We start from the raw sequence: 26,533 nt of genomic DNA, 5'->3' as shown, positions 1-26,533 counted from the left end.
ATGGACGACCGCCTTTCACCCCAGGCCGGCGAGGACGCCCTGACGATCCCGGAGTCGTGGCGGCGGTTCCTGCATCCGCGGCGCGGCGGGACCCCCGGACCGGAGATCAGGCCGGCGAGGACGGCGCCGGAAGCGGCCCGCGCCCTTGTCGACGCGGCGGGCACGAGGGTCGCGAGGCTCCTGGACGGCGAGGCCGGGGAGCCGCGTCTGGCCGAGGCCGCCCGCCGTCACCTGGACGGGACCCCCGACCCGGTGGGCGCCGCCGCCGTGGCGGACGCCGCCTCGGCGGGCACGCGGTCGAAGGCGCCCGCCGCGCACCGCGCGTTCGTGGACGCCTGGACCGTCGAGCACGGGCCCGCGTTCGCCGCGTGCGCGCTCGTGGAACTGGACCGCATCGCCGACCGGCCCGCCTGGGGCGTTTACGGGGCCGACCCGGAGGCCATGCGGCGCATGCGGGGTCTCCTGGCCGCCGCCACCGACCGGGATCACGAGGACGCGGTCGAGCGGCTGGCCGCGCACCGGACCACCCCGCAGGCGCGCTGGCTCGTCTCCTACCTCGTCCCCGCGCGCCTCGACTGGCTGGACGAATGCCTGGAGGCGCCCGGCGACCCGGGCCGCGACCGCCGATGGCAGATGTACTGCACGCTGGGGGACCCCTCCCGGCTCCCGAGCCCGTCACCGGGGCTGGGCTGGCGGGACGCGTCGCGCGGGGTGTTCGTCACGATGGCGGACGGGATGGGGACCGCCGTCCTGCCCTTCCTCCTCCAGCACGCCGACCGGCGCCGCCCGGACGAGCAGAGCAGACTCGTCTTCGAGACCGTCGCCGTCCTCCCCTCGGACGAGGCGTTCCAGGCGATCCTCGACCGGCTCGGGCACAAGCACGCCCGGCCCGCGCTGATCGCCGCGATGGAGCGTTTCCCCCTGCGGGCGGTGCGGCTGCTCGCCGCCGCCGGCACCCCCGAGGCGACGTTGCTGCTGGAGGAGCACGTGCGGGCCCACCGCGAGGCGGTCACGGCGGCGCTCCCCGCGCTGCCGCCGGAGGTGCGCGCCGTGGCCGGGCCGATCGCGGCGTCGTCCGCCGGGGTCCCGGAGGCGGAGGAGGCCGCGTTGCCCGCGCTCCTCGCCGACCCCCCGTGGCGGCGTCCCCGGCGTCCGGCCGTGGCGGGCCTGGAACCGCCCGCCGGGCGGATGGCCTGGGCCGAGGGCGAGCGCGACGAGTGGGCCGCCACCGGCACCGGGTCGGTCGACGCGCCCCGGGACCCCGACTGGGAGGCGCTCGCCGAGAGGTACCGCAGCGGCGGCGGCCCTCCGCAGGGGACGGTGGCGCTCATGGTCCACGGGCCGGAGACGGTCGTCCGCCCGCTGCTCCCCGGATGGCCGGGGCGCCTGTGGTGGGACACCGGCCAGTGGATGCGGGTCCTCATCGCCCGGTACGGGCTCGACGCGTTCCCCGTCACGCTGCGGGCCGTCGACGCGGCACCGTCGTACGGTGAGCTGCTGATGCCGGTCCTGCACGCGGACGCCGCGCTGGCGATGGCGGACTGGCTGGCGCGCCGCACCAAGACCGCCGGGCTCGCCCGCCGGTGGCTCGGCCGGCACGGCCTGGACGCGGTGCCCTACCTCGTCCCGGCGGCGCTCGGAACGGCGGCCGGGCAACGCCGGGCCGCCGAATCCGCCCTGCGCCACCTGGGCGGCGCGCACGGCCACGCCGGAAACGTGGAGGCCGCGCGGAACGCCCACGGCGCCGAGGCCGCGGACGCGATCGGGGAACTGCTCGCGGCGCACCCCGCGGAGACGGGCCTGGTCCGGCCGCCGAAGATCGGCGCGTGGGCGGACCCGGCGGTCCTCCCGCAGGTGCTCTTGCGCGGCCGCGGGAAGGCGCTGCCGGGCGAGGCCGTGCGCCGCCTGCTGGAGCTGCTGGCGATGCCCGTCCCGTACGGGATGGAGGAGGTCCGACGGGTGTGCGACCCGGAATCCGTGGCCGGGTTCGGGTGGGCGTTGTTCCAGAAATGGCGCGAGATCGGAGGACCGTCCAAGGACGGGTGGGCGCTCACGCAGCTCGGCCGCAGTGGCGATGACGCGACGGTGCGGCTTCTGACGCCGGTCATCCGTGCGTGGCCCGGTGAGGGCGGTCACAAGAACGCGGTGAACGGTCTGGGTGTGCTGGCCGAGATCGGCTCGGACGTGGCGCTGATGCACCTGCACGGCATCGCCCAGAAGATCAAGTTCAAGGGGCTCCAGGCCGAGGCGCAGGCGAGGATCCGCGAGGTCGCCGACCGCCTCGGCCTCAGCACCGAGCAGCTCGCCGACCGTCTCGTCCCCGATTTCGGGCTGGACGCCGATGGTTCGATGACGCTCGACTACGGCCCGCGGCGGTTCCGGGTCGGGTTCGATGAGCAGCTCAAGCCGACCGTCGCCGATGAGGACGGCACGCCGCGCAAGTCGCTGCCCAAGCCCGGCGCCAAGGACGACCTCGACCTCGCCCCGGCCGCCCACAAGGCGTTCGCCGCGCTGAAGAAGGACGTGCGAACGGTCGCGTCGAGCCAGCTGCTGCGCCTGGAGCGCGCGATGGTGACCCAGCGGGAGTGGACGGCCGCCGAGTTCCGCGAGTTCATCGTGGGCCATCCGCTGGTCCGGCACCTGGCGCGACGTCTCGTCTGGACGGTCTCGGGCGGAGACTCCGACGGGGCCGCGGGGCCCGCGTTCCGCGTCGCGGAGGACCGCACGTTCGCCGACATCGAGGACGACGCGTACACGCTTCCGGACACGGCGCGCGTCCGCATCGCCCACCCCGTGCACCTGGACGTCGCCGCGTGGTCGGAGCTGTTCGCCGACTACGGGATCCTCCAGCCGTTCCCGCAGCTCGGACGGCCCGTCCACGCCCTCACCGACAAGGAGCGCGACGGTGAGCGGCTCGAACGGTTCGAAGGCGCCGCCGTCCCGTTCGGCGCCGTGGCCGGGCTCGTCCGGCTCGGCTGGGAGCGGGGCGCCCCGCAGGGCGGCGGCAACGAGACCTGGATCTCGCGGCCCGTCCCCGGCGGCCGCCACGTCGTGATCGGGCTGCACCCCGGCCTGTCCGCCGGTGAGCTCGGCGCGAACGGCGACCACCAGACCCTCGAACACGTCTGGCTCGCCCCGGAGCCCGGCGAGTACCGCCACCGCGGCGGCCGGGGATCCCCCCTCCGCCTCGGCGACCTGGACCCGGTCACCGCGTCCGAGGTCCTCGCCGAGCTGACCGCACTCACCGCCGGCCCCCGGAACAGGACATGACCGGAGACACCACCGGAGACGGCACCGACGGCTACCAGCGGCCGCCCGCCGAGGTCCGGTTCGCCGGCGAGCTGGAGCGGCTGCGCGAGGACGACAAGGGCCCGCGGCCCCCCGGCTGGGCGCTCGGCCTCACGGCGGCGCGGCGGTTCATCGTCGGGGAGGCCGCGGCCGGGATCACCCGCAAGTTCGTCGGCGACACCTCGCTGATCGACCGGGCGCTGGTGACGCTGGCGACGAGCCGGGGCCTGATGCTCGTCGGGGAGCCGGGGACGGCGAAGTCGCTGCTGTCGGAGCTGATCGCGGCGGCGGTGAGCGGGACGTCCACGCTGACCGTCCAGGGCGGCGCGGCCACCACCGAGGACCAGATCACCTACTCGTGGAACTACGCGCTGCTGGTGGCGGAGGGGCCCTCCACCCGCTCGCTGGTCCCGGCGCCGCTGCTGGACGGGATGGCCGGGGGCAAGGTCGTCCGGTTCGAGGAGATCACCCGCTGCCCGCTGGAGGTGCAGGACTCGCTGCTGTCGCCGCTGTCGGACCGGGTCCTCGCGATCCCCGAGCTGTCCGGCCGGGACGCGATGGTCTTCGCCCGCGACGGGTTCAACGTCATCGCGACCGCGAACACCCGCGACCGCGGCGTCAACGAGATGAGCGCCGCGCTCAAGCGGCGGTTCAACTTCGAGACGGTGTTCCCGATCGCCGACTTCGCCACCGAGCTGGAGCTGGTCGAGGCGGAGGCGGCGCGGCTCCTGGAACGCAGCGGGGTCGGTGTCGCGCCGCGCAGGGACGTCCTGGAGGTGCTGGTCACCACGTTCCGGGAGCTGCGGTCCGCCACGACCGAGGAGGGCCGGTCGATGGACCGGCTGTCGGCGGTGATGAGCACGGCGGAGGCCGTGTCGGTCGCGCACGCGGTGGGGGTTCGCGGCTGGTTCCTGCGCGGAGAGGCGGGCGGCGCCGCCGACATCGTCGAGTGCCTCGCGGGGACGGCCGCCAAGGACAGCCCCGACGACCTGGCCCGGCTGCGCCGCTACCTGGAGCAGCAGGCGCCGAGGCACGAGGGCCGGCAGTGGAAGGCCCTGCACGCCGCCCGGAACCTGCTCCCGGGCTGATGGCGGTCACCTTCGTCGGGGTCCGGCACCACAGCCCCGCGTGCGCGCGGCTCGTCCGGGACGTGATCCGGCGGCTGCGTCCCGTGTCCGTGCTCGTGGAGGGCCCGGCCGACTTCGGCGACAGGCTCGGGGAGCTGCTGCTCGGCCACGAGCCGCCCGTCGCGGTCTTCAGCCACTACCGGGACGACGAGCGGGTGCACGCGTCGTGGTCGCCCTTCTGCGCCTACTCCCCGGAGTGGGTCGCGCTGGCGGAGGGCCGCGCCGTCGGCGCGGAGCTGAGGTTCATCGACCTGCCCGCGTGGCATCCGGCGTTCGCCGGGCGCCGCAACCGGTACGCCGACGCGGACCGCCGCTACGCCGAGGTCGGTGAGCGGCTCTGCCGGGAGTTCGCCGTCGACAACACCGACGTCCTGTGGGACCACCTGTTCGAGATCGACGGCGAGGACACCGCCCGGCGGCTCGACGCGTACTTCGCCCTGGTGCGCGGGGAGGCCGACGCCGGGCCCGGCGACACGGCCCGCGAGGAGTACATGGCGCGGTGGGTGCGGGCCGCCCAGGCCGAGGCGGGGGACCGCCCGGTCGTGGTCGTGACCGGCGGGTTCCACAAACCGGCCCTCGAAGCGCTCACCGCCCGCGCCGGGGGCGGGACGGACCGGCCCGAGGTGCCGCGGCCGCCCGGCGGGTCGGCGGGCGGCAGCTTCCTCGTCCCGTACTCGTTCCGGCGGCTGGACGCGTTCACCGGATACCAGGCGGGGATGCCGTCGCCGGAGTACTACCAGCGGCTGTGGGAGGGCGGGCCGGACGCCGCGGCGGCGGCGCTCACCGAGACGGTCGCGGCGCGGCTGCGGGGCCGCGGGCAGGTCGTCTCGACCGCCGACCTGATCGCGGCGCGGACCCTCACCGAGGGGCTGACACGGCTGCGCGGCCACCGCTCGCCCGCCCGCACCGACCTGCTGGACGGGCTGGTCGCCGCGCTCGTCGCCGACGACCTCGACCGGCGGCTGCCGTGGACGGCCCGCGGCGTCCCCGCGCACGGCGCACACCCCGCGGTCGCCGAGATGGTCGCCGCGCTCGGCGGCGACCGCGTCGGCCGCCTGCACCCGGACACCCCCGCGCCGCCGCTGGTGCACGACGCCGCCGCCGAGCTGGAGCGGCTCGCCCTCGACCGCGGCGGCGACGTCGTCGTGAGGCTCGCCGACGCGCGGGGGCTGGAGCGCAGCCGGGCGCTGCACCGGTTGCGCGTCCTGAACGTCCCCGGCTTCACCCGCGTGTCCGGGCCGGCCGCGTGGGGGACGGGCCGAACGCCCCGGGGCGGCCCGGAGGCCGGCGCCGACCTGGTGCTGGAGGAACGCTGGCGGCTGGACCCGCCGGACCCGGCCGGGCCCCGGCTGCCCGCGCTGATCGAGGCGGGCGCCTACGGGCCGACGCTGCGGGACGCGGCGGCCGCCGTGCTGGAGGAGCGCATGGCCGCGGCGGGCACCGACATGGGCGGGCTCGCCGGGGTGCTGTTCGACGCCGCGCTGTGCGGCTGCGCGGAGCGGGCCGACCGGATCGCCGGGCGGATCTCCGCGGGGATCGCGGGCTCGTCCGACGTGCCGGCGCTCGGGCGGGCGCTGGAGGTCGTCCTCGGGCTGTGGCGGCACGACCGGCTCCTCGGCACGGCCCGCAGCCCGCTGTTCGGCGCGGTGATCGAGGAGTGCACGGCCCGGCTGCTGTGGCTGGTGGAGGGCGTCCGCGGCGGCCCGGCGCCCGCCGACCTCCCGCGGCTGCGCGCCGTCCGCGCCGTCCGGGACGCGCTGCTGCACGCCTCCTCCCCGCGCGCCGCGGGCGGGCTCGGCCTGGACCGGGACGCGGCGCTCGGCGTCGCCCGGCGGGTCGCCGCCGACCGCGAGGCGCCGCCCGACCTGCGCGGCGCCGCGTTCGGGCTGGCCCGCTCGCTCGGCGACACCGGCGACACCGGCGACCCGGCCCGCGCGGTGCGCGGCGCGGCGGGCCCGCGGGTGCTCGGCGACTGGCTCGCCGGGCTGTTCGCGCTGGCCCGGCAGGAGGTCCTCGACACCGGCACCGCCGTCCTGGACGTCCTGGACGAGCTGGTCACGGGCCTCGGCGAGGAGGACTTCCTCATCGCGCTGCCCGCGCTGCGGCAGGCGTTCGAGTTCTTCCCGCCGCGCGAGCGCGAGACGATCGCGCGGGGCCTGCTGGACCGCCGCGGCCTGCGCGGCTCCGCGCGCGCCCTGCTGCGCACCGATGCCGCGCCGCTGGTCGTCGCCGAGGGCCGCGCCCTGGAAGAACGCGTGGACCGGGCGCTCGCCGCCGCCGGGCTCATCGGAGGGGAGCCGTCGTGACCGGCCACGACCTGGAACGCTGGCGGCTGATCCTCGGCGCGCCCGCCGAGCCGTGCACCGGCGCCCTGGACGAGGCGTCCGCCGAGCGCGACCGCGCCCTCGGCTGGCTCTACGACCGCGACCCCGACCTCGAACGGCGGGGAGTGCGGGTGCGGACCGCCGGCCCGGCCGGCGCCGGTCCCCCCGATCCCCCGGACGACCGCACCGGCGGGGACGGGGCGTCCGTGCTCACCACCGTCGGCTGGCTCGACGCCGTCCACCGGCTCTTCCCCAAGGAGACGATCGAGCGGCTGGAGCGCGACGCCGTCGAGCGGTACGAGATCCACGAGATCGTCACCGATCCCGCGGTGCTGGAGCGCATCGAGCCGGACAAGGCGCTGCTGCGCGCCGTCCTGCGCACCAAGCACCTGATGAGCGCCGAGGTCCTCGCGCTCGCCCGGCGGATCGTCGAGGCGGTCGTCCGGGAGCTGATGGACGCCCTCGCCACCGAGGTCCGGGCGTCCTTCCACGGGACCCGCTCGCGGCGCCCCACCCGGGTCGCGAACTCCCGGGGCTTCGACTTCCACGGGACGGTCCGCGCCAACCTCGCGCACTACCGCCCGGAGGAGCGCCGCCTGTACATCGAGCGTCCCCGGTTCGTGTCCCGGACGCGGCGGCACGTCGAGCAATGGCAGATGATCCTGCTGGTCGACCAGTCGGGGTCGATGCTCGGCTCGGTGATCCACGCCGCCGTCACCGCCGCGTGCCTGTGGGGCCTGCCCGGGCTGCGGACGCACCTGGTCGCCTTCGACACCTCCGTCGTGGACCTGACGTCCGACGTCACCGACCCCGCCGAGCTGCTGATGAAGGTGCAGCTCGGCGGCGGCACGGACATCCGCCGGGCGGTGGCCTACGGCGCCGGGCTCGTCGACAACCCGCGCCGCGCGATCGTCGCGGTCGTCAGCGACTTCTTCGAGGGCGGGGACGACCACGGCCTCGTCCGCGAGGTGCGGCGGCTGGTCGAGCAGGGCACCCAGGTGCTCGGTCTCGCCGCGCTGGACGAGGAGGCCAACCCGTCCTACGACCGCGCCATGGCGCAGCGCCTCGCCGACGCCGGAGCGCACGTCGGCGCGATGACGCCCGGGCGGCTCGCCGCGTTCGTCGCCGAGCGGATCGGCCGGTGAGCCGCGCCGACCTGCTCGCGCTGACGCCCGGCGCGCTCGCCGCCCTCGTCAACCGCGGCCTGGTCAAGCGCGCCGCGAAGGACCTGGACGCCGGGAACGGCCCCGCCGTGACCGTGGCGCCCGGCGGCGGCGTGCACGGCCTCTTCCCGGACGGGACGGAGACGACGCTCCCGCCCGGCGCGGGACTGGAGGCGGCGACCTGCACCTGCGCGGCCACCTCGGCCTGCCGGCACCGCGTCTGCCTCGTCCTCGCCTACCAGCGGGACCACGGCGGGACCGGCGGACCGGACGACGGACCGGACGACGGGGCCGTGCCGGAGGCCGCCGCGGGCTGGTCGCCGGGGGCGTTCGACGACGAGACGCTCGCCCGCGTCCTCGGCCGGCGGGCCCTCACCGCCGCGCGGCGGACGTTCCGCGCGGGCTACGCGGCCCGCGTCCACCGGCCGTCGGAGCACGACCCGGTGGCGCGCGTGGAGCTGCCGTCCTGCACGGTGCGGTTCCTCGTCCCGGGGGAGCTCGGCTACGTGGAGACCGACGCCGTCGCGGTGGTGCGCGCCGAGGTCATCGTGCTGGCGGCCTGGGCGTTCCGCGCCGCCGACGAGCGGGACCCGGACGGCGCCGACGTCCGCGTCGACGTCGGCGGCGCCGGCGGGGCGGCGGGCGGCGCCGCCGGCACCGGGCTGGAGGCGGTCCTGGAACTCACCGGCCAGGTGCTCCTGGAGGGCGCCGCGCAGGCGGGCCCCGTCCTCGCCGCCGCGCTGCGGCGCGCCGCGGCGGACCTGGCGGGCGGCGGCCTGCACTGGCCCGCGGCCGCCGTGGAGGAGCTCGCGGGACAGCTGGACGCCCACCGCGACCGCCGCGCCGACCACGACCCCGGACGGCTCGCCGCGCTGCTCGCCGAGGTCCGCGCCCGGCACCGCGCCGCGCGGAACGGCGCGTCCAGGGCGCAGGTGCTCGGGACGGACGAGTCCGCGGAGACGCCGCTGCGCCGCGTCCGGCTGGCCGCGCTGGGCTGCCGCGTCGGCGGGAACGCCGAGTCCCGCACCGCCGACGTGTACCTCGCCCACGGGGACACCGTGCTCGTCCTGAAACGGCGGTGGGCCGTGCCCGGCGGCGAGCGGCTGACCGGCGCCGACCTCGCCGGGCGCAGGATCCTCGGGACGTCGCTGCGCGCCCTCGCCGCCGCCAACGTCGTGTCGGAGTCGGCGACCCGCAGCGCGGGGCGGGTCGTGCGGGTCGCGCGGGGCAGGGTCGCCAGGACGACGGTCACCCCGCTCGGCGACGCGTGGGAGGGACTGCCGCCCGCGCTGCTCGTCCGCGACCTCGCGGCGCAGGGGCGGGCACTGGACGCGCTCCCGCCGAGCCTGGTCCGGCCGCGGGTGGAGGCGGAGCTGGTCCGCGTCGTCGCGGTCGCCGAGGTGCGCGACATCGGCTACCACCCCGGCGACCAGCGGCTCGACGCGGTCGTCGCCGACGCGGCCGGGACGACCGCCGTCGTGTCCGCCGATCACGCCCCGCACCGTCCCGGCGCCCTGGACGCCCTGGCCGAGGCGCTCACGGCCGGTCCGCGCCTCATCAGCGGCGCCCTGCGCAGGGACCGCGGCGGCCTCGTCATCGACCCGTTCGCCGTCATGACCGGCGACGGGATCGCCGTCCCCGACCTGGCGACCGGCCGCGGCGGCGGCCCGCTGGACGGCCCGTCCGCCCGTCCCCCGGACGCCCTGGGCTCGGCGCTGGAGGACGCCCTGGCCGTCTGCGCCGAGGCCGCGCAGCGCGGCCTCCTGTATGCCCCGAGGGGGTTGCGCGACCGCGTGGCCCGCGCCGGGAGGGACCTCGGCAGGGTCGGCCTGCGCACCGCCGGCGCGGCCGTCGCGCACCTCGCCACCGCACTGGGCGGCGACGACCCGCATCAGATGACGCGCACCTGGGCGGACGCCCAGATCCGCCTCATCACGACGGCGGAGCGGCGCTGACCGCTCGTGCGGTCCCGCGCACAGGGCCTGCGGACAGGTGGCCCGTGGACAGGTGGCCCGTGGACAGGGACCGGCCCCGGTCGCGGCGGGCGACCGGGGCCGGAGCGGGACGTGCGGGATCAGTCCGCGCAGATCGCGTAGACGCTGATGCCGACGTCGTTGTAGCCGTCCTGGCGGCCGATGCCGATCCAGCCGCGGCCGTCGGGGGTCGGGAACGATCCGACGAGGATCGCCCGGTTGCCCTGGGCCTCGGCGCCGCCGCCCAGGACCCTCTTGGTGCCGGGGCACAGGAGCGTGCGGCGCTGGAAGTTCGGCACGTTGGCGTTGGGCAGGGTGACCACCTGGTAGCCGGGCGGCAGGGCGGCGGCCCGGGCGGCGGCCGGGGCGTGCTGGGTGGTGCCCGTGGCCTGCGCGGCGGCGGTCGTCGCCATGCAGGCCCCGGCGGCCAGGGCGGCCAGCGTGATGGTGGTGGTCCTCTTCGAGAGCATGCTTTCTCCTCGTTCGGGGGTACCTTGCACGATGAGTTTCCTCCCGATGACGCAGAGTTTCCATAGCGATAGGTGATCGTTCAATTACAGAGCGCTTCTAAGGATGATTTTGGGACGCGCGCCGAGCCGTGCGCAGCGCCCTCACGTGCGGTAATCGTGGGAGGTGGGAGGCGCAGGTGACCGTATGCGGCCACGTCAGCCACTCCTCACCCGCCGGTGACGGCCCGCGCCGCGCGCGGGCCGCCGCCGATGATCACCTTGTCGGCGGGGCGGGAGGGCGTCCGGCGCCGGCAGGTCGGGTTCGGAAGGTCAGGCGCGGCAGGTCAGCGGGCGCCCGCCGTTGTAGGCGATCATGTCGTCGAGCGCCGTGACCAGGTCGATCGGCGCGCCCGGCTCCAGCCCGTCCAGCTCCGCGTACGCGCGGTGCAGGTTGCCGACGATCCGCTCGGGGTCGGTCAGCTCCGCGTACTCGCCGAGATCGGCTTCCCGCGCCGCCTCCAAGGGCGTCAGCCCCGCCGCCTTCGCCTCCGCCGCCGTCTCCTGGACGAACCCGGCGTACGCGGCCACGCGGCCGATCAGCTCGGGCCCGGCGACCGGGCCGTGCCCGGGGACGATCGTCTCCGCGCCCAGCGGGGCGAGGACCCCGGTCAGGACCGCGATCGCGCCGGCCACCGAACCCTGCATCAGGAACGGGGTGCCGCCGTTGAACAGCAGGTCGCCGCAGAACAGCACCCGCCGCTCGGGGATCCACACGATCGAGTCGTTGGTGGTGTGCGCGGGCGTCCCGACGTGCCGGACCTCGCACCGCAGGTCGTCCGCCCACAGCGTCACGCCGTCGGTGTAGGTGAGGAACGGCGGCTCCAGCTCGACGCGGCCCCAGTCGGTCTTCGTCCAGTACGGCTCGTCGAACGGCATGCCCCAGGCGAGCGCGCCCGCGCGGGTCTCCTCGTGGCCGACCACGGTGGCGCCGGAGAACAGGTGGTTGCCGAACGTGTGGTCGCCGTGGTGGTGGGTGTTGACCAGCGTCCGGACGGGACGGGGCGTCACCGACCGGATCGCCTCCAGGTACGCGCGGGTCCGGCGCTCGGTCGAGCAGGAGTCCACGCTCGTCACGCCGCGCGCGCCCGTGAGGAAGCCGGTGTTGTTGATCCACCAGGTGCCGTCGGGCTGGACGTAGGCGAAGATCCCGTCGGAGACCTCCTCCAGCCGGGGGTCTCCGGGCCCATCGCGGTCGGGGGCGTCGCTCATGGGTCTCCCGGGGTGCCGGTCGCGCGTGCGCTGGCGGTCCGAAGTGACGGCCCGCCGTGCGGCAGCCTAGCGAAGCGGCGGGGCGCCCGTCCGCGGGGGCGGCGCCGTGGTCACCGGCCCTCGGGGTCCTCGTCGGACGCGCGGGCGGGCTCGGGGCCGTCCGGCCCCACCCTGATCATGCGCACCACCCGGACGATGCGGAACCGCCGCCCGCACGCCACGAACTCCACCCCGCGGTCGGCCTCGACGCGGTCGGCGGCCCGCGCGTACTCGGCGAGCTCGCCGGGGCTCGGCGGCGGCGTGCCGTCCGGGGAGTAGCGGGGCAGGATCACGCGGAAGTAGTGCGCGAGCGCGTCGCGGGCGTCCTGCGGGCCGTCTCCGCCGGTCAGCGGGCGCCACCGGTCGTCCAGGTCCTCCACGACGGTGAACTCCGGCGGCAGCAGCACGACGCCGGGGTGGTCGCGGATCGCCGTGACGGCCTCCTGGCGCATCCCCTCCGGGACGGTCCCGGCGGCGGGGACGAGGCTCAGCAGCTCCAGCCGGAGCGCCGCGTCGGACGGGCCGACCGGCGCGGTCGGGTCGATGGTGAACGAGCGCAGCGGGCCCGCCTCGGTGTCGGTCGGGCGGACCGGCTCGGGCCCGTTGTCACCGAAGCGCGTGAAGCCGAGCACCCGGACGATCCGGTAGCGGCAGTGGCCGGCCGCGAAGTCGTTCTGGACGGTGGCCTCGCCGACCTCGGGGTCGCACCGGTCGGCGATGGCGAGCATCCGCTCGCGGACGCGCCGGTCGAACCCTCCCGCCGTGCGGCGCAGGTGCATCGCCAGATCCACCCGCGCCCCGTACGGCTCGATCGCGCCGAGGTGCAGGATCCGCCACGCGCCGCCGGACCGCTCGGCGACGCCGAAGTCCGGCGGCCCGGCGCCGACGATCTTGGGATACACGCGCATCCGCTCGGCGGCCTCCTGGTCACGGACCGCCTCGACGGGCCCGAGATCCCTGACGAGGTTGATCAGGTCGTATCCGGGCATCCCCTCGATGGCCATGCACCCATCGTGACGTCATGGCGACCCGTCCGTGACGGAAACGGCCACCCGGTCACCTCGTTTTACCGAGCGCCGGTCAGTACTGGGGGACCGTCGTCAGCAGATGGGGGCGCGGTGTGAGGTCGCGGGAGGGATGCCGCGCGGCGGCGTTGCGCACCACGTCCGCCGCCCCGATCACGGCCGCGTCGCCGGTGTCGTCGCCCAGCCACGCGCTCAGCCCGGTCCGCTCGCGGATGAGCCGCTCCAGCCCCGGCAGCCGCGCCGACCCGCCGGTGAGCGTGACGCCGACGCTGAGCAGCTCGCCGGAGATCTCGGGCGTGCAGCCGCCGAGACCGGCCCGGACGGCGTCCACGATCTTGGCGACGGGCCCCTCGATGGCCCGCTGGACGTCGGTGGTGGTGAGGACGAGCCGCCGGGGCAGCCCGGACTCCACGTCGCGGCCCTCCACGATCGCCTGCCGCACCGGGTGCCGTCCCACCGGGGGCACCGCGCCGACCGCGATCTTCGCCGACTCGGCGGCGGTGAGCGACAGCGACACCCCGTGCTCGCGGCGTGCCAGCGCGGCGATGGCGCGGTCCAGGGACGCGCCGCCGACGTGCGCGGTGTGCGAGGTGACCAGGCCGCCGAACGCGATGACGCCGACGTCGGTGACCTCCGCGCCGATGTCGGCGATGACCGCGATCTCCGGGCCGGCCTCGATCATGCCCATGCCGACGGCGGCGGCGATCGGCGTCGGCACGAGCGTCAGCCGCCGCGCGCCGGCCTGGTAGGCGGAGAACTGGAGGGCCCGGTAGTGCACGGACGTCATCCCGCTCGGCACCGTCATGACGAGGCGGGGGCGGGCCATGTAATGGCGCCCGTGGTGGGTGCGGACGAGGTGCCTCATCAGGTACTCGGCCTCGTCGGTCTCGGTCGGCGCGCCCTCGCGGACGGGCCGGATCAGCTTGACGTCGGGATCGCGTCCCGCCATCAGCCGCGCGGGGGCGCCCAGCGCGAGGATCCGCCCGGTGCGCCGCGACCGGGCCAGGAGCGAGGGCTCACGGCAGACGACCCCGCGGCCCTTGACGTGCATCCGCACGGTCGCGCTGCCCAGGTCGATCGCCGTGTCCCGGCCCGCGTAGTCCCACATCGTGCTGTCCCCCCCATCGCCCGGAATGCTGCACGGAGTCCTGTTCATGCCCGGGGGGTCCGTGGCGATGCCCACGGCCGGGTAAGCGAATGGCAACGACCCGGCGAACCCGGATCCGAAATGTCGGACAGCGTCTCCCGGGCATCCCGTGCGCCGGCGCCCGGACGCCCGTCCCGCGCCCAAGGGTTCATCTGCCCGGCGACGGCGGGCACCGTCGGCCGTCCGCGAGCGCCGCCGACCTCCGTAGGCGCCGTCAGCCGTCGGCGAGCGCGTAGGCGATGCCTTCGTCGGGCGGCGTCTGGAGGCCGGAGGCGTACGCGGCGTCGTACGCCTCGTCCCCGAGGGCGGAGCGGAGCCCGCGCTCGCACGCCTCCCGCGCGGCGGCGAGTTCCGGCGAGCCGAGCTGGGGGAGGCCGTGTGCGCGCCAGATCCGCTGCCCGATGCCCGTGAGCCGCGCGGCCCGCGCCGGGTCGCCGGTCGCGGCGACGGCCATGGCCAGGGCGTCCAGGCACAGGGCCATGAACCAGGTGTCGTGCAGCGGCCGCTTGGCCTCCAGCGCCTCCCGCGCGTGCCCGGCCGCGGACGCGGCGCGCCCGAGCCCGAGCTCGGCCAGCGCCTGCACGTAGTCGCCCCACGCCTGCAGGCAGCGCTCGCCCGTCACGGCGCTGCACACCCGCGACTCCTCGGCGAGGGCCGCCGCCTGCTCAAGCTCGCCGAGCTGGACGTGGGCGAACGCGCGGACGCCGCGTTCGAGGTACCAGACCGCCTCCTCCACGCCGCCGCGCGCCGGGTCCGGCTCCAGCGCGCGCAGCACGGCGACGGCCTGGCCGTTCTCGCCCCGCAGCGCCAGCACCGACGCGTCCAGGAACGCGGCGGCCGTCTCCGCGGACGGCTCCGCGCCGATGCGGCACATCGCGGCGGACTCCGCCGCCGCCGTGAGGTCGCCCTGGGAGAGTGTGATGAGCCCGCGCGCCCACGCCGCCCGCGTCCGCCTCGCGTCCGGTATCGCCGACGAGGCGAGCGCGCGTTCCAGGTAGTGGCGTCCCTCGCGCTGGAACCCGCAGGCGTACCAGTAGAACCACAGCGCCCCGGCCAGCTCCAGCGCGTCGCCCTCGTCCCGCGGGTCGGCGAGGGAGTGCTCCAGCGCGACCCGCAGATCGGCGTGGACGGCGCGGACCCGCTCGAACCACGAGACCTGCCTGCCGCCCATCCAGCACGCGTAGGCGCGCCGGGCCTGGTCGATGTGGAAGCCGCGGTGCCGCCGCGTGATCTCCGGCTCCTCGCCCAGCTCCCGCAGCCACCCCGCGCCGTACTCGCGGACGGTGTCGAGCATCCGGTAGCGGGCGTGCGGGCCGGTGCCGTCCTCCAGCAGGATCGACTTGTCGACCAGCCGCTCCAGGACCCGGGGGATGTCGGCGGCGGCCAGGGGCCCGCCCGCGCACACCTCCTGGACGGTGCGCCGGTCGAACTGCCCGGCGAACACCGACGCGCGCGCCCACAGCAGCCGCTCGGCGGGGCCGCACAGCTCGTGGCTCCACCCGATCGCCGTCCGCAGCGTCTCGTGCCTGCCCGGTTCCCGGCCGGGACCGCGGGCGAGCAGCCGGAACCGGTCGTCGAGCCGGTCGGCGACCGCCTGCACCGGCAGGACCCGCAGCCACGGCGCCGCCAGCTCCAGCGCCAGCGGCAGCCCGTCCAGCCGGCGGCACAGGCGCACCACGTCGGCGCGGTTCGCCTCGTCCACCGTGAACCCGGGGACGGCGTGCCGCGCGCGCTCGGCGAACAGCCGCACCCCGTCGTCGTCCGCGTCGTCGACGGGCAGCGGCAGGAGCGTGACGACCCGTTCCCCGTCGACCTTGAGCGGCTGCCGCGAGGTCGCCAGGATCCGGAGCCGGGGCGCCTCGGCGAGCAGCTCGGTCACCAGCTCGGCGCAGGCGTCCGCCATGTGCTCGCAGGTGTCCAGCACCAGGAGGGCCGAATGGGCGCCGAGGAAGTCCGCGAGAACGGTGCCCAGCGGTCGCGTGCCCTGGTCGTGGAGGTCCAGCGCCCCGGCGATCGCGTGCGCGAGCAGCAGCGGATCGCGCAGCCGGGACAGCTCCACCAGCCACGCGCCGTCGGGGAACCGGTCCTGGACGTGCAGGGCCGCCTCCAGCGCGGTACGGGTCTTGCCGACGCCGCCCCCGCCCGTCAGGGTCACCAGCTGTGCCGTGCCGAGGAGGCCGGCCAGCTCGGCCAGCTCCGCGGTCCGTCCCACGAGAACCGGCAGTCCGGTGGGCAGGTTCCCGGCCCGCCCGCCGCCGCTCGTCGCCGAAGTGCTCATCGTCCGACCGTAGCCAGGGAATCGCTCGCAGTGAGCGGAACGGCCGAAGCCGGACGGCGCCCGGGACGGCGGGGACCGGACGCGGGGAGCCCGGCTCAGCCGGCGCGGGCGCCGACCAGATCGGCGACGGCGCGCAGCTCCGCGGCGGGGCCGGGCAGGGGACCGGCGGCGTCCAGGCAGGCCAGCGCGCTCGCGAGGTTCTCGGCGGCCAGCCCGGCGGCCAGCCGCCGCGCGCCCGTGCGTTCGACGAGCGCCGCCAGATGGGACAGGACGGCGGGGGAGAACTCCGCGTCCGTCTCGTAGGCGGCGGCCAGCTCCCGGCCCGCCGGGGTGGCGGACGCGAGCGCCGCGACGACGGGCAGCGACCGCTTGCGGCGGGCCAGGTCGCCGTGGACGGGCAGCCCGGCGCCGCGCGGATCGCCCCAGATGCCGTGCATGTCGCCGGCGAGCTGGAGCGCGTGCCCGAGGCGCTCGCCGAACATGCGCATCAGGCGCACCTGTTCCGGGCCGCCGCCGCCGTGCATGGCGCCGAGCGAGCAGGCGCAGCCGAGCAGCGACGCGGTCCTTCCCGCGATCACCTCGTGGCAGTCGTCCAGGGTCGCGCCGGGCGCCGACGCCAGCCGCAGCGCGGCGCCCTGCCCGGCGCACAGGTCCTGGAGACCCGCCGAGAAGTCGCGCAGGGCGCGGGACGCCACGTCCGGGGGCCCGGCGGAAAGCGTGTCGACGGCCGCGACCAGCAGTGAATCGCCGGTCAGCAGGGTCCGCGGCTTCCCGAAGACGGTCCAGGCGGCGGGGCGGCCGCGGCGGGTCGCCGCGCCGTCCATGATGTCGCCGTGCAGCTGCGAGAAGGTGTGGACGAGCTCCACGGCGACGGCGGCGGGGAGCGCGCCGGACGGTCCGGCCCCGGCCGCCTCGCCGCACAGCAGCGCCAGCGCGGGGCGGATCGCGGGATCGCCGCCTGCCGTGCCGGAGGGCCGCTCGTGCTCGTCCCACCAGCCGAGGTGGTAGCCCGCGACGCCGCGGACGGGGGCGGGGAGCCGGTGCACCGCCGCGCGGAACGCCGGCGCGAACACCGCTGCGGTCCGCGCGAGCGCCCGCCCGCCGTGCCCGGCGTCCCCGGTGCGCGGTGGCGGTGCCTCGGTCGCCGTCGTGCTCGTCACTCCATCGGTCCTTCCCGGCAGATCGTGGCCACCGTAATCCGAACGATCCAGAACATACGGAACGGTGCCGCCGGGCGTGCTGACATTACCTTTCCATGACCCTTTCTTAACTCTGCCACCACCGTGCAAAGGACCCGGAGCGAAGGGGAGGCGCGGGGGCAAAACGGGGGCCGCGCCGTCCGGCCGCCTGATTGCCTCGTCCGCGGCCTGGGAAAGCGGCGGGAGGCCCCCGCCGTACCAATCTCCTAAAAAGGATCGGCAGAGTTGAAAATGGACATGGAAGGGGGCGTTCTCCCGCCCCTGGACGTTCTCGCCGCCGCGGACGCCGCCGTCGTGGCCGCGCCGCTCACCGCCCGCGCCGCCGAGTGGGCGGCACGGCTCGGCCCGCCCTTCGACCCGGCGCTCGCGCCGCTGTGCGCGCTGCCGGCCGCGTTCGTCGCGCCCTGGATGTCCGGGCGGGGCGCCCGGCTGACCGCGCGGACCGGCCTGTGGATCTTCGCCCTGGACGCCTGGACGGACGGCCCCGGTGCCCGCCGCGACGCGGCCCGGCTGCGTGCCGGCCTGGCCGGCCTCCGCGCCGTGGCCCAGGGTGCGGCGCCTGGCGAGGGCGCGCTCGGGACGGCGCTGGCGCAGATCCGCGACGACGTCGCCGTCGCGCCGGCGGCGCTGCCGCCGTGGCGGCGTGCCGTGGACGCGGCGCTGGCCGCCACGCTCTTCGAGTACGAGGCGGCCAAGCGGGTGCGGGAGGGCGGCCCGGCCCCCGCGCTGGGCGACTATCTGCGCCACGGCGCCGCGAGCATCGCCCTCGCGCCCCTCGTCCTCGCGATGTGGTCGGACATGCCGTCCTCCCCGTTGCCGGCGTTGCGGCGCCCCCTGCGGGACGCGTGCCTGGCCGTCCGGCTGGCCAACGACCTGCGCGGGCACGGCCGCGAGCGGCGCGAGGGGGTGCTGGACGCGCTCGCCCTCGGGTTGCCGCCCGACGAGGTGAGGAGCCGGGTCACGCGGCATGTCGCGCGCTGCCGGACGGCGCTCCGGCCCCATCTGGGCGCGGTGCCCGGCCCGGCGCTCGCCCTGGAACGCCTGCTCCTGTGGTCCGTGCGCCACTACGAGCGCGTCGACGCCGGGCACGCGGCATGACCGGACGAGACGACCAGACGAGGCTTTCCACCCGTCCTCGCGCGGAGGCGCTGCTCGGCCGGCTGGGGACCGGCGGCTCGTTCGGGCCGTGCCCGTACACGACGGCGTGGCTGTCGCGGCTGCGTGGCGATGGGCCGGGCGGTTCCGGGGAACACCGGGGGTCCTCCCGCGCGAGGCCGGTGCGGTTTCCGCGGGCGCGGCGCTGGCTGGTGGACCACCAGCGGCCGGACGGGTCGTGGGGCGGGGAGATCGAGCTGCCGCACGACCGGACGGTCTGCACGCTGGCCGCCGTCGTCGCGCTGAGCGACCCGGGCCCGCCGCTGCCGGGCCGGGCGGACGCGGTGCGCGCGGGAGTGCGCTACCTGCGGTCCCACTCGTCGGCCTGGCGCGGCGCCGCCGTCGGGGAGACCATGGGATTCGAGATGGCCGTGCCGCTGCTGCTCGACCAGGCGGCCGAGCGGGGCCTCGACCTGCCGCGCGGGGAATGGGACGACCTCACCAAGGCGCGCCGGGCGAAACTGGACCTCATCCCCAGACGGCGGCTGCTCGGTGAGCCCACGTCGCTGATGTACTCCCTGGAGACCATCGAACCCGACCCCGGGCTGCGCGCGCTCGCGCGGTTCACCGGCCCGGACGGCTCGCTGGCCAACTCGCCGTCCGCGACGGCCGCGCTCTGGACGGCCTGCGGCGGCGACGGGCCGCTCGGCTACCTGGAGTCCGTGGCCGCGCTCGGCCCGGACGGCGGCGTCCCGTCCCTCTATCCGACCGAGGTGTTCGAGCTGGCCTGGACGCTGCATCACCTGCTGCGCGCCGGGCTCCTCGACCGGGGCTCGCCCGCCGCCGCCCGCGGCCTCGGCGTGCTGCGCGCGCTTCTCGGGACACGCGGCCATCTGGGGCTGAGCGGCGGTTTCCCGTTGCCCGACCCCGACGACAGCGCGATGGCGATCATGGTGCTGGACGCGACGGGCCACGACGTGCGGCACCTGCTGGACGGCCTGCTCGCCTTCGAGGGCGAGCACTGCTTCTTCACCTATCCGGGCGAGCGGGACGGGTCGGTCACGCCGAACGCGCGCGTGCTGGAGGCGCTCGCGCTGCGCCCGGACGCGTACGCGCGGCCGATGGGCAAGGCCGTCGGGTTCCTCCTCGACACCCGCCGCGAGGACGCCTGGTGGTACGACAAATGGCACGTGTCGCCGTATTACGCCACCGCACACGTGACCTCCGCGCTGTGCAGGGCGTCGGGCGTGCCCCTGGACCGGACGCTGGCCTGGCTGCTCGACACCCAGCGTCCGGACGGGTCCTGGGGCTGGTACGGGCGCGGCACGCCAGAGGAGACGGGCTGCGCCGTCCTCAATCTGGACACGCTGGCCCGCCACGGCATGCGCGTGCCCGTCTCCGCCTGGGAAGGGGCCCGCCGCTATCTGCTCGACCACCTCGACGGGCCCTTCCCGGAGCTGTGGGTCGGTCGGAGCCTCTACACGCCGTACCTCGTCTCCTGCTCGACGGTGCTGGCCGGTGCGGAACTGGCCCGCGCGTACGCCGCCGCCCGGGGTGAAGTGCCATGCGGCCTGCCGTAGCCGTCCCGTCGCCGGCGCGTCACCGTCATCGGCAGATGGTCGGGACGCAGCGCCCCGGACGCGCGCTCCCGGACCCGGCTCCCCTCCACCGGGGCCACCGACCAGCGCGCGGACACCGTCGCGACGATGACGGCCATCTGGATATAGGAGAAGTGGTCGCCGACGCATTTGCGGGGGCCCGCGCCGAAGGGGATGAAGTACTCGCGTGGCGGCGGGGTGAGCCACCGGTCGGGATCGAAGCGGAGCGGGTCCGGGTAGAGGTCCGGGTCCCGGTGGAGTGTCGTGGGGCTGAACAGCAGCTCGGCTCCTGCGGGGATCCGGTACCCGCCCAGATCGACGTCTGTGCGCGCGCGCCGGGACATCATCCACGCGACGCTGTGGAGCCGGAGGGTCTCGTCGATGAGGCGCCGCGTGTAGGACAGCTCGTGCAGGTCGGCGAACTCGACGGGACGCCCGTCCAGGACGGTGTCGAGTTCCGCTTGGAGCCGTGCCTGGACGGCCGGGTTCCGGCCCAGTTCGTGGTACAGCCACGACAGCGTCGACGGGACGGTCTCCGAGCCGCCCGCCAGGATCGTCATGACCTCGTCGCGGAGCGCCCGGGGTGTCATGCCCGCGCCGGTGTCCTCGTCCCGCGCGTCCATCAGCAGGGACAGCAGGTCGTCCCGCGTGCCGGGGGCGCCCCGGCGCTCCTCGATCATCCCGTCGACGATCCGCCGCAGCCGCGCGGCGGCCCGGGCGAACCTGCGGTTGCCGGGCGTCGGCAGGCGCTCGGCGAAGCGGGGGAGCACCGCGCGCAGCGGGATCTCCCGCAGGAACACCGTCACGCAGTCGTCGATCTCGGCGACGGCGGCGTCGTCCAGGTCGGTGCGGAAGAGGGCCCGCAGCGCGCCGGCGGCGCTCGTGCGGTGCAGCGCCTCGTCCATGGCGACGCGCTGCCCGTCCCGCCACGACCCGGCCAGGGCGTCGGCCTGCGCGCGCATGACGCCGGTGTAGCCGAGCAGGCGTGCGCGGTGGAACGACGGCAGCATGAGCCGGCGGCGCCGCAGGTGCGCGTCGCCGTCCGCGGTGGCCAGGCCGTCGCCGAGGAACGGCCGCGCCCGGTCGTAGGCGAGGCCGCGGACGAAGGCGCCGGCGTCGGTCACCAGCATCCGGCGCAGGAGGTCGGGCGCGTTCACCACGTGGACCGGCCGCCGCCCGACATGGAACCGGACGACCGGTCCCTCGCCGCGCAGCGACTGGAGCAGCCCGACGGGATCGCGGACCAGGCGGGGCCCGTGGCCGAGAAGCGGCAGGCGCCCGGGGGCGCAGGGGACGGTCGGGACCGGCATCGAACCTCGATTCTCGTCATGCCCTCGGCATTACTTTTCCGACATACGGGCGGAAAAGAATGTGCTGCGAGGAAAGCGTCGTGATCGCGCAAGAGAATATCCCTCGCGCCGGGGTCGCGATCCGGCGTTTGCTCCACAATGACCGATGTCGTCCTCGTCGACCGCGAAAGGTGTCTCAATGATTACGACAATTCCCTCTATTTCCGAATCACGTCCGCTACTGCCCTATCCGGACGGCTGGTACGGCGTCGCGTTCGGCGACGAGCTGCGGCCCGGCACGGTGCTGCGCCGCCGCCTCATGGGCGAGGAGGTCGTCCTGTACCGCACCCGCCGGGGCCTGCCGCGCGCCGTCCGCCCGTACTGTCCCCACCTCGGCGCGCACCTCGGCCACGGGTCCACCGTCGAGGGCGAGAACCTCGTCTGCCCGTTCCACCGCTTCGCCTTCGCCGCGGACGGGAGGTGCGTCGCCACCGGCGACGGCGCCCCGCCGCCCAGGACGGGCCTGGAGCACCTGGAGATCCGCGAGCTCGACGGGGCCGTCCTGCTGTGGTGGGACGCGGCCGGCGGCCCGCCCCGGTGGGAGGTGCCGCCGGTGATGACCGGCGGCTTCCCCGCGCCGATCCGGCGGTGCCACCGGCTCACCGCGCATCCCCAGGACATCGTCGAGAACACCATCGACATGGGCCACTTCACCGCCCTGCACGGGTACCGGTCCGCCCGGATCCGGGACCTGGAGTTCGACGGCGCGGGCATGCGCGCGGACGTCGTCACATGGCGCGGCTTCCCGCCGCTCGGCGCGCTGGAGTTCCGCTTCGTCGCCCGCGCCTACGGCCTCGGCGTCAACTCGGCGCGGGGCGTCGTGCCGAGCCTCGGCCTGGAGGTGCAGGCGCTCTTCCTGCAGACCCCCACCGGACCCGGTGAACTGGAACTGCGCGCCCTGCTGGCGCTCCGCTTCACGCGGCCCCGCCGCCCGAGAGTGCTGACGGGCCCCGCGGCCTGGCTCGCCACCCGCCTCATCGGCCCGACCATGTGGGCGGACGTCCGGGAGGACTTCCCCATCTGGAACAACCGCGGCTACCTGCACCGCCCCAGGCTCGCGGGCGGGGACGGGCCCATCACCCCCTACCGCCGCTGGGCCGCCCAGTTCTACACGCGGACAAGCAGTGCAAGCCGGATCCGAGAGGACTTTGCTTGTGAATTGAGTCAATGACGTCGAGGGCCGGCTGGAGCGCAGCGGCAAGCCGGTCGAGGTTTCCCTCGGCGACCGGCTCTGGCAGCGGCTCCGCGCGGGCGGTCACCAGGCGAACGCCTCCGGCGCGGGGCCCGGGCCCGGGAAGATCTCGTCCAGGGCCTCAAGGAAGTCCTCCGTCAGCTTCAGCTCGACCGCGCGCAGGGCCGAGTCGAGCTGACCGCGGGTGCGGGGCCCGACGATCGGGCCGGTGACCTCCGGGCGGCTGAGCAGCCACGCGAGGCCGACGTCGCCCGGCGCCGCCCCGTGCTCCTCGCACAGGTCCTCGTATGCCTGTATCCGCGCCCGCCCCGCCGGGTCGGCCAGCATCTGTGCCGCGCGTCCCGACCGCGACCGGGATCCGCCGCCCTCCCGCTCCTTGCGCAGCACGCCGCCGAGCACCCCGCCCTGGAGCGGCGACCACGGGATCACGCCCAGCCCGTAGGCGTCCGCCGCCGGGATGACCTCCATCTCCGCGCGCCGCTCCACCAGGTTGTACAGGCACTGCTCGCTGACGAGGCCGAGCGACCCGCGCCGCGCGGCCGTCTCGCTGGCCCGCGCGATGCCCCAGCCCGGGAAGTTGGACGATCCGACGTACAGCACCTTGCCCTGCTGCACCAGCACGTCCAGCGCCTGCCAGATCTCCTCCCAGGGCGTCGACCTGTCGATGTGGTGGAACTGGTACAGGTCGATGTGGTCGGTGCCGAGCCTCCTCAGCGACGCCTCGGCCGCGTGCCGGATGTTCAGCGCCGACAGCCTGCCCTGGTTCGGCCACGGCGCGTCCGGCGCCCCCATGTCGCCATAGACCTTCGTCGCGAGGACGGTCTTCTCGCGGCGCCCGCCGCCCTGCGCGAACCAGGAGCCGATGATCTCCTCGGTGCGGCCCTTGTCCGCGGCCCAGCCGTACACGTTCGCGGTGTCGACGACGTTCACGCCCGCGTCCAGCGCCGCTTCCATGATCGCGTGGCTGTCGGCCTCGCCGGTCTCCGGCCCGAAGTTCATGGTGCCGAGCACCAGGCGGCTGACCTTGAGGCCGGTGCGGCCGAGCTGCGTGTAGTCCATGATCCGCAGCCAACCACCTGGAGTGGGCTCCGGGTCAAGCACCGGGCCCGGCCGGGCGGGCACGCGTGTGCGTCCCGTCCGGCCGGGCCCTGCGGGCCGGCAGGTGTCAGCCGCCGTCGGCCGCCGTCTCGGGTGCCGTCTCGTCCGCGAGCGTCGTCCAGGACCGGACACCGGACCTCGGACGGGGCGCCGGAGCCTCCGGCCGGGCGCCCGCGGCGGGCTTCCCGAGGTTCTCGGGCGCGCGCGGCTTCTGGTGCGTCCCGTGCGGCCTCGCGGGACGCGGGCGGACCGGACCCGACGTCGCGGGCCGCGGTTCGATCGCGGGCGTCTCGATGTCGGATGGCTCGTCGTCGGCCGCGGGCGGGGCCACGGGCTCGGACTCCGGCCCGGTCCCCGGTTCGGCCGCGGGGCCCGGCTCGGCCGCCGGATCGGGTTCGGCCGCGGGCCCGGGCTCGGGTTCGACCGCGGGACCCGGTTCGACGGCCCCCGGGGCGTCCGCGGGCCCGGCCCCGGCCCCGGGGTCGGGGTCGGGGTCGGGCGGCGGGGCGACGGCCGGGGGCGTGCCGCCGCCGGCCGTCCCGGACTTCCTGCCGTCCATCTGGAATTCGCCTATCCCCGGGAACACCGGGGCCGTGGTTTCGGACGGCTGCGCCTCGGTCTCGTCCTTTTGCGCGGCGTCCTCCTGCGCGCTCATCCGGTCGATCTTGTCGACCAGTTCACGTATGGACGGCGACCATTTCTTGTAGGCGGGCGCCCCCGGACGCACGGCCCCGGCGAACTGCCTCTTGCGCGCGGCGCCGAGCCTGTCGATCCGGATGGTGGAGCCGCGGTTCGGGGCGTGCAGGAACCTCCCGCCGCCGAGATAGATCCCCACGTGACTGCGGCCGTGGAAGAAGATCAGGTCACCGGGGCGCAGGTCCTTGAGGCGCACCTTGCGCCGCACTCCCGCGTACTGGGAGTAGGTGACGCGCGGCAGCCTCACCCCCGCCTTGCGCCACGAGGCCATCGCCAGTCCCGAACAGTCGTACCCCCGCGGGCCTGCGGCGCCCCACCGGTACGGCTTGCCGATCTGCTTGCGGGCGAAGGACAGGGCCCTCCTCGCCTTCTCCTTCTGATCCGCCTCGCGGGTGCGGTACCGGTCGTACGCCTTGACCTTGCTCAGCGTCGCCGCGTCCAGATCGAGCCTCTTCAGGACGACCGGATTCAGCTGTGCCAGCGCCTGCGTGCCGGCCGGGAGGCTCACGGCGATGCCGGTGGCGGCCGCGATGACCGCCGTCCGGACGATCCTCTGTTTTCGTTCGCCCGTCCCGCCGTGGCGGGGCCGGCCGGGGAATACCCGGGTCCGGCGGCTCTCCCGATCCGAGTGGCGTGCTTCGCACATTCGTGTGCTCCGTTTTCGTGATGTCGGATGATCTGCTGCCGACAGTTCGGGTACCCGTTGATCGGAGCGGAATGGGGAGCACGTCCCGATTTTACATGATCATGGCCCGGAATTTGGGCGGGCGTTTCGTGTCTTTGATCATGAGGTCAGATGGGCGAGCGAGCGGAGCGGGACCGGCAGCCAGGACGGCCGGTTCCGCGCCTCGTAGCGGACCTCGTAGACGGCCTTCTCGAACTCGAACGCGCGCAGCAGCGACGCGTGCGCGGCGGGATCGGCCCCCCCGGCGGAGGCGTAGCCGCGGCAGAACGCGGCGCGGTTGCGGGCCGCCCAGGCGTGCGCGCGGGTCTCCAGGCTGCGGCCGGACTCGGCCGGCACGGCGCCCGCCTTGGTGACGAGGAACCGCGCGGCGTATTCGAAGGAGCGCAGCATCCCGGCGACGTCGCGGAGCGGGTGGGCGAGGGCGCGGCGCTCGGCCGGGGGCCGGGCGGGCTCGCCCTCGAAGTCCAGCAGCGTCCAGCCGGACTCGGTCCGCAGCACCTGCCCGAGGTGGTAGTCGCCGTGGACGCGCTGCACCGGCAGCGGCGCCGCCTGCGCCGCCAGGTCCACGAACGCCCCGGTCAGGGCCTTGGCGTGCGGGGCCAGCGGCGGGACGGCGCGGCAGGCGGCGGTGAGCTCGGCGTTCATCCGCGCGGCCATCGCGCGCACCTCGTCCGCGGGGACGGTCGTCACGCCGAACGCGTCGGCGAGCGCCCGGTGCACCTCGGCGGTGGCGGCGCCGAGCCGCCCGGCCTCGGCCGCGAAGTCGCCGCCGGCGGCGCTCGCGTCCAGCTCGGCCCACTCGTCCTCGCCCGGCGGCATCGTGTGCGCGTACCAGTCGCGGACGCTGGCGATGGCGAGGCTCCAGCCGTTCGCGCCGGTGCGCAGGTAGTCCGAGAGCAGCCCGAGCGTGACCGGCTCCCCGTCCCCGCCGTCCCGCGGTTCCAGCTCGATCCACCCGAGGACGGCCGGGACGTGCGCGCACCCGGCCCGGGTCAGCGCGAGGTTGACCTCCAGGTCGAGGTTGACGCCGCTGCTCAGCCGCCGGAACAGCTTGCAGATGTAGTCGTCGCCGAACAGCAGCGAGGTGTTGCTCTGCTCGGTGGTGATGGGCAGGCTCGTCAGGTCGGTCCGGATGCCGGCGCCGCCGGCGCGGCGGAAGCGCAGCGGGCCGACCGACGCCTCGGCGGCCAGCCCGTCCAGGAGCGTCCGGGTCAGGTCCGCGTCGTAGACGGCGTCGTAGAGGCGCGCCCGGGTGCCGTCCGCGCCGTCCGCGCCGTCCTCGGGGGGAGCGCCGATCTCGGCGTGCCGCAGCCGGTCGGGGAGGTGGTGGCGGGTGCCGAGGAGGAGCTGGTAGTGGTCGGTGGTGGTGTTCTGGTGGACGTCGAGGACGAGGTGGTGGAGGGCGGGGTCGCCGGTGAGCAGCTGGGTGGTGGTGCCGATGGTGAGGTGGTCGATGGGGCCGTCCTTGCCGCCGAACCACCGCTGCCGGGGCAGCCACTCGGCGAGGTCCCGCGTGAGGACGCCCTCGGGTGGCAGCAC

The 26,533-nt window shown here is 75.9% G+C and carries 18 protein-coding genes; 8 read left to right on the top strand and 10 right to left on the bottom strand.

Annotated elements, in window-relative coordinates; genetic code table 11:
• From AGRA3207_RS05215 to AGRA3207_RS39740, 5 genes are read left to right on the top strand one after another with little or no spacing between them, the layout of a single operon-like run.
• Nucleotides 1-3,270: a DUF4132 domain-containing protein gene (locus tag AGRA3207_RS05215; RefSeq protein WP_231333408.1), complete on the top strand. Its 3,270-nt coding sequence runs from the start codon at nucleotides 1-3 to the stop codon at nucleotides 3,268-3,270.
• Nucleotides 3,267-4,376 (top strand): ATP-binding protein, encoded by a 1,110-nt coding sequence (locus tag AGRA3207_RS05210; protein ID WP_231333407.1) that lies wholly within the window; start codon nucleotides 3,267-3,269, stop codon nucleotides 4,374-4,376. Before AGRA3207_RS05215 ends, AGRA3207_RS05210 begins: the two co-directional genes overlap by 4 nt.
• Nucleotides 4,376-6,721, top strand: coding sequence for a DUF5682 family protein (locus AGRA3207_RS05205; protein WP_231333406.1), 2,346 nt, complete (start codon nucleotides 4,376-4,378; stop codon nucleotides 6,719-6,721). Before AGRA3207_RS05210 ends, AGRA3207_RS05205 begins: the two co-directional genes overlap by 1 nt.
• On the top strand, nucleotides 6,718-7,884 hold the full coding sequence (locus AGRA3207_RS39745; protein WP_273700007.1) for a VWA domain-containing protein: 1,167 nt from the start codon (nucleotides 6,718-6,720) through the stop codon (nucleotides 7,882-7,884). Before AGRA3207_RS05205 ends, AGRA3207_RS39745 begins: the two co-directional genes overlap by 4 nt.
• A complete protein-coding gene (locus tag AGRA3207_RS39740) occupies nucleotides 7,881-9,857 on the top strand; it encodes a hypothetical protein (protein ID WP_273700006.1) in 1,977 nt (658 codons plus the stop codon). The genes AGRA3207_RS39745 and AGRA3207_RS39740 overlap by 4 nt, the downstream gene beginning before the upstream one ends.
• A 119-nt stretch (nucleotides 9,858-9,976) precedes the next feature.
• Here AGRA3207_RS39740 and AGRA3207_RS05190 read toward each other — a convergent pair whose 3' ends face one another.
• The 6 genes from AGRA3207_RS05190 to AGRA3207_RS05165 form a co-directional block, all read right to left on the bottom strand.
• Nucleotides 9,977-10,345, bottom strand: coding sequence for a hypothetical protein (locus tag AGRA3207_RS05190; RefSeq protein WP_231333404.1), 369 nt, complete (start codon nucleotides 10,343-10,345; stop codon nucleotides 9,977-9,979).
• 309 nt (nucleotides 10,346-10,654) lie between these two features.
• A complete protein-coding gene (locus tag AGRA3207_RS05185) occupies nucleotides 10,655-11,593 on the bottom strand; it encodes an MBL fold metallo-hydrolase (RefSeq protein WP_231333403.1) in 939 nt (312 codons plus the stop codon).
• 110 nt (nucleotides 11,594-11,703) lie between these two features.
• A complete protein-coding gene (locus tag AGRA3207_RS05180) occupies nucleotides 11,704-12,636 on the bottom strand; it encodes a DUF5954 family protein (RefSeq protein ID WP_231333402.1) in 933 nt (310 codons plus the stop codon).
• A gap of 76 nt (nucleotides 12,637-12,712) precedes the next feature.
• On the bottom strand, nucleotides 12,713-13,765 hold the full coding sequence (locus AGRA3207_RS05175; protein ID WP_231333401.1) for a rod shape-determining protein: 1,053 nt from the start codon (nucleotides 13,763-13,765) through the stop codon (nucleotides 12,713-12,715).
• A gap of 253 nt (nucleotides 13,766-14,018) precedes the next feature.
• Nucleotides 14,019-16,082 carry an ATP-binding protein gene (locus AGRA3207_RS05170; RefSeq protein WP_231333400.1) on the bottom strand — a complete coding sequence of 688 codons (2,064 nt, stop codon included), beginning with the start codon at nucleotides 16,080-16,082 and terminating at the stop codon, nucleotides 14,019-14,021.
• Nucleotides 16,083-16,177: 95 nt separating this feature from the next.
• Nucleotides 16,178-17,242, bottom strand: a complete 1,065-nt coding sequence (locus AGRA3207_RS05165; protein WP_231333399.1) for a polyprenyl synthetase family protein — start codon at nucleotides 17,240-17,242, stop codon at nucleotides 16,178-16,180.
• Between the two features lie 270 nt (nucleotides 17,243-17,512).
• Here AGRA3207_RS05165 and AGRA3207_RS05160 point away from each other — a divergent pair, with 270 nt between their 5' ends.
• Both AGRA3207_RS05160 and AGRA3207_RS05155 read left to right on the top strand, forming a co-directional pair.
• A complete protein-coding gene (locus tag AGRA3207_RS05160; RefSeq protein ID WP_231333398.1) occupies nucleotides 17,513-18,379 on the top strand; it encodes a terpene synthase family protein in 867 nt (288 codons plus the stop codon).
• Nucleotides 18,376-19,956, top strand: a complete 1,581-nt coding sequence (locus tag AGRA3207_RS05155) for a prenyltransferase/squalene oxidase repeat-containing protein (protein WP_231333397.1) — start codon at nucleotides 18,376-18,378, stop codon at nucleotides 19,954-19,956. Before AGRA3207_RS05160 ends, AGRA3207_RS05155 begins: the two co-directional genes overlap by 4 nt.
• Here AGRA3207_RS05155 and AGRA3207_RS05150 read toward each other — a convergent pair.
• Entirely contained in the window at nucleotides 19,854-21,284 is a 1,431-nt protein-coding gene (locus AGRA3207_RS05150; protein ID WP_231333396.1) for a cytochrome P450, read from the bottom strand. The two genes, AGRA3207_RS05155 and AGRA3207_RS05150, sit on opposite strands and share 103 nt — an antisense overlap.
• A 178-nt stretch (nucleotides 21,285-21,462) precedes the next feature.
• Between AGRA3207_RS05150 and AGRA3207_RS05145 the strand changes: the two genes are divergently transcribed.
• The gene (locus AGRA3207_RS05145) at nucleotides 21,463-22,494 is read left to right on the top strand and encodes a Rieske 2Fe-2S domain-containing protein (RefSeq protein ID WP_231333395.1); all 1,032 of its coding nucleotides are present in this window, start codon (nucleotides 21,463-21,465) and stop codon (nucleotides 22,492-22,494) included.
• Nucleotides 22,495-22,578: 84 nt separating this feature from the next.
• Here the strand turns inward: AGRA3207_RS05145 and AGRA3207_RS05140 are convergent, their stop codons facing one another.
• The 3 genes from AGRA3207_RS05140 to AGRA3207_RS05130 form a co-directional block, all read right to left on the bottom strand.
• Nucleotides 22,579-23,574, bottom strand: coding sequence for an aldo/keto reductase (locus AGRA3207_RS05140; protein WP_231333394.1), 996 nt, complete (start codon nucleotides 23,572-23,574; stop codon nucleotides 22,579-22,581).
• Between the two features lie 106 nt (nucleotides 23,575-23,680).
• Nucleotides 23,681-24,955, bottom strand: a complete 1,275-nt coding sequence (locus AGRA3207_RS05135) for a C40 family peptidase (protein ID WP_231333393.1) — start codon at nucleotides 24,953-24,955, stop codon at nucleotides 23,681-23,683.
• Nucleotides 24,956-25,093: 138 nt separating this feature from the next.
• Complete coding sequence (locus AGRA3207_RS05130) at nucleotides 25,094-26,533, bottom strand: maltokinase N-terminal cap-like domain-containing protein (RefSeq protein ID WP_231333392.1); 1,440 nt, start codon at nucleotides 26,531-26,533, stop codon at nucleotides 25,094-25,096.

The sequence above is a fragment of the Actinomadura graeca genome, from assembly GCF_019175365.1.
GTDB lineage: Bacteria > Actinomycetota > Actinomycetes > Streptosporangiales > Streptosporangiaceae > Spirillospora > Spirillospora graeca.
Note: the sequence above shows the minus strand (reverse complement) of the source record. Positions and strands in the feature narration are given on the sequence as shown.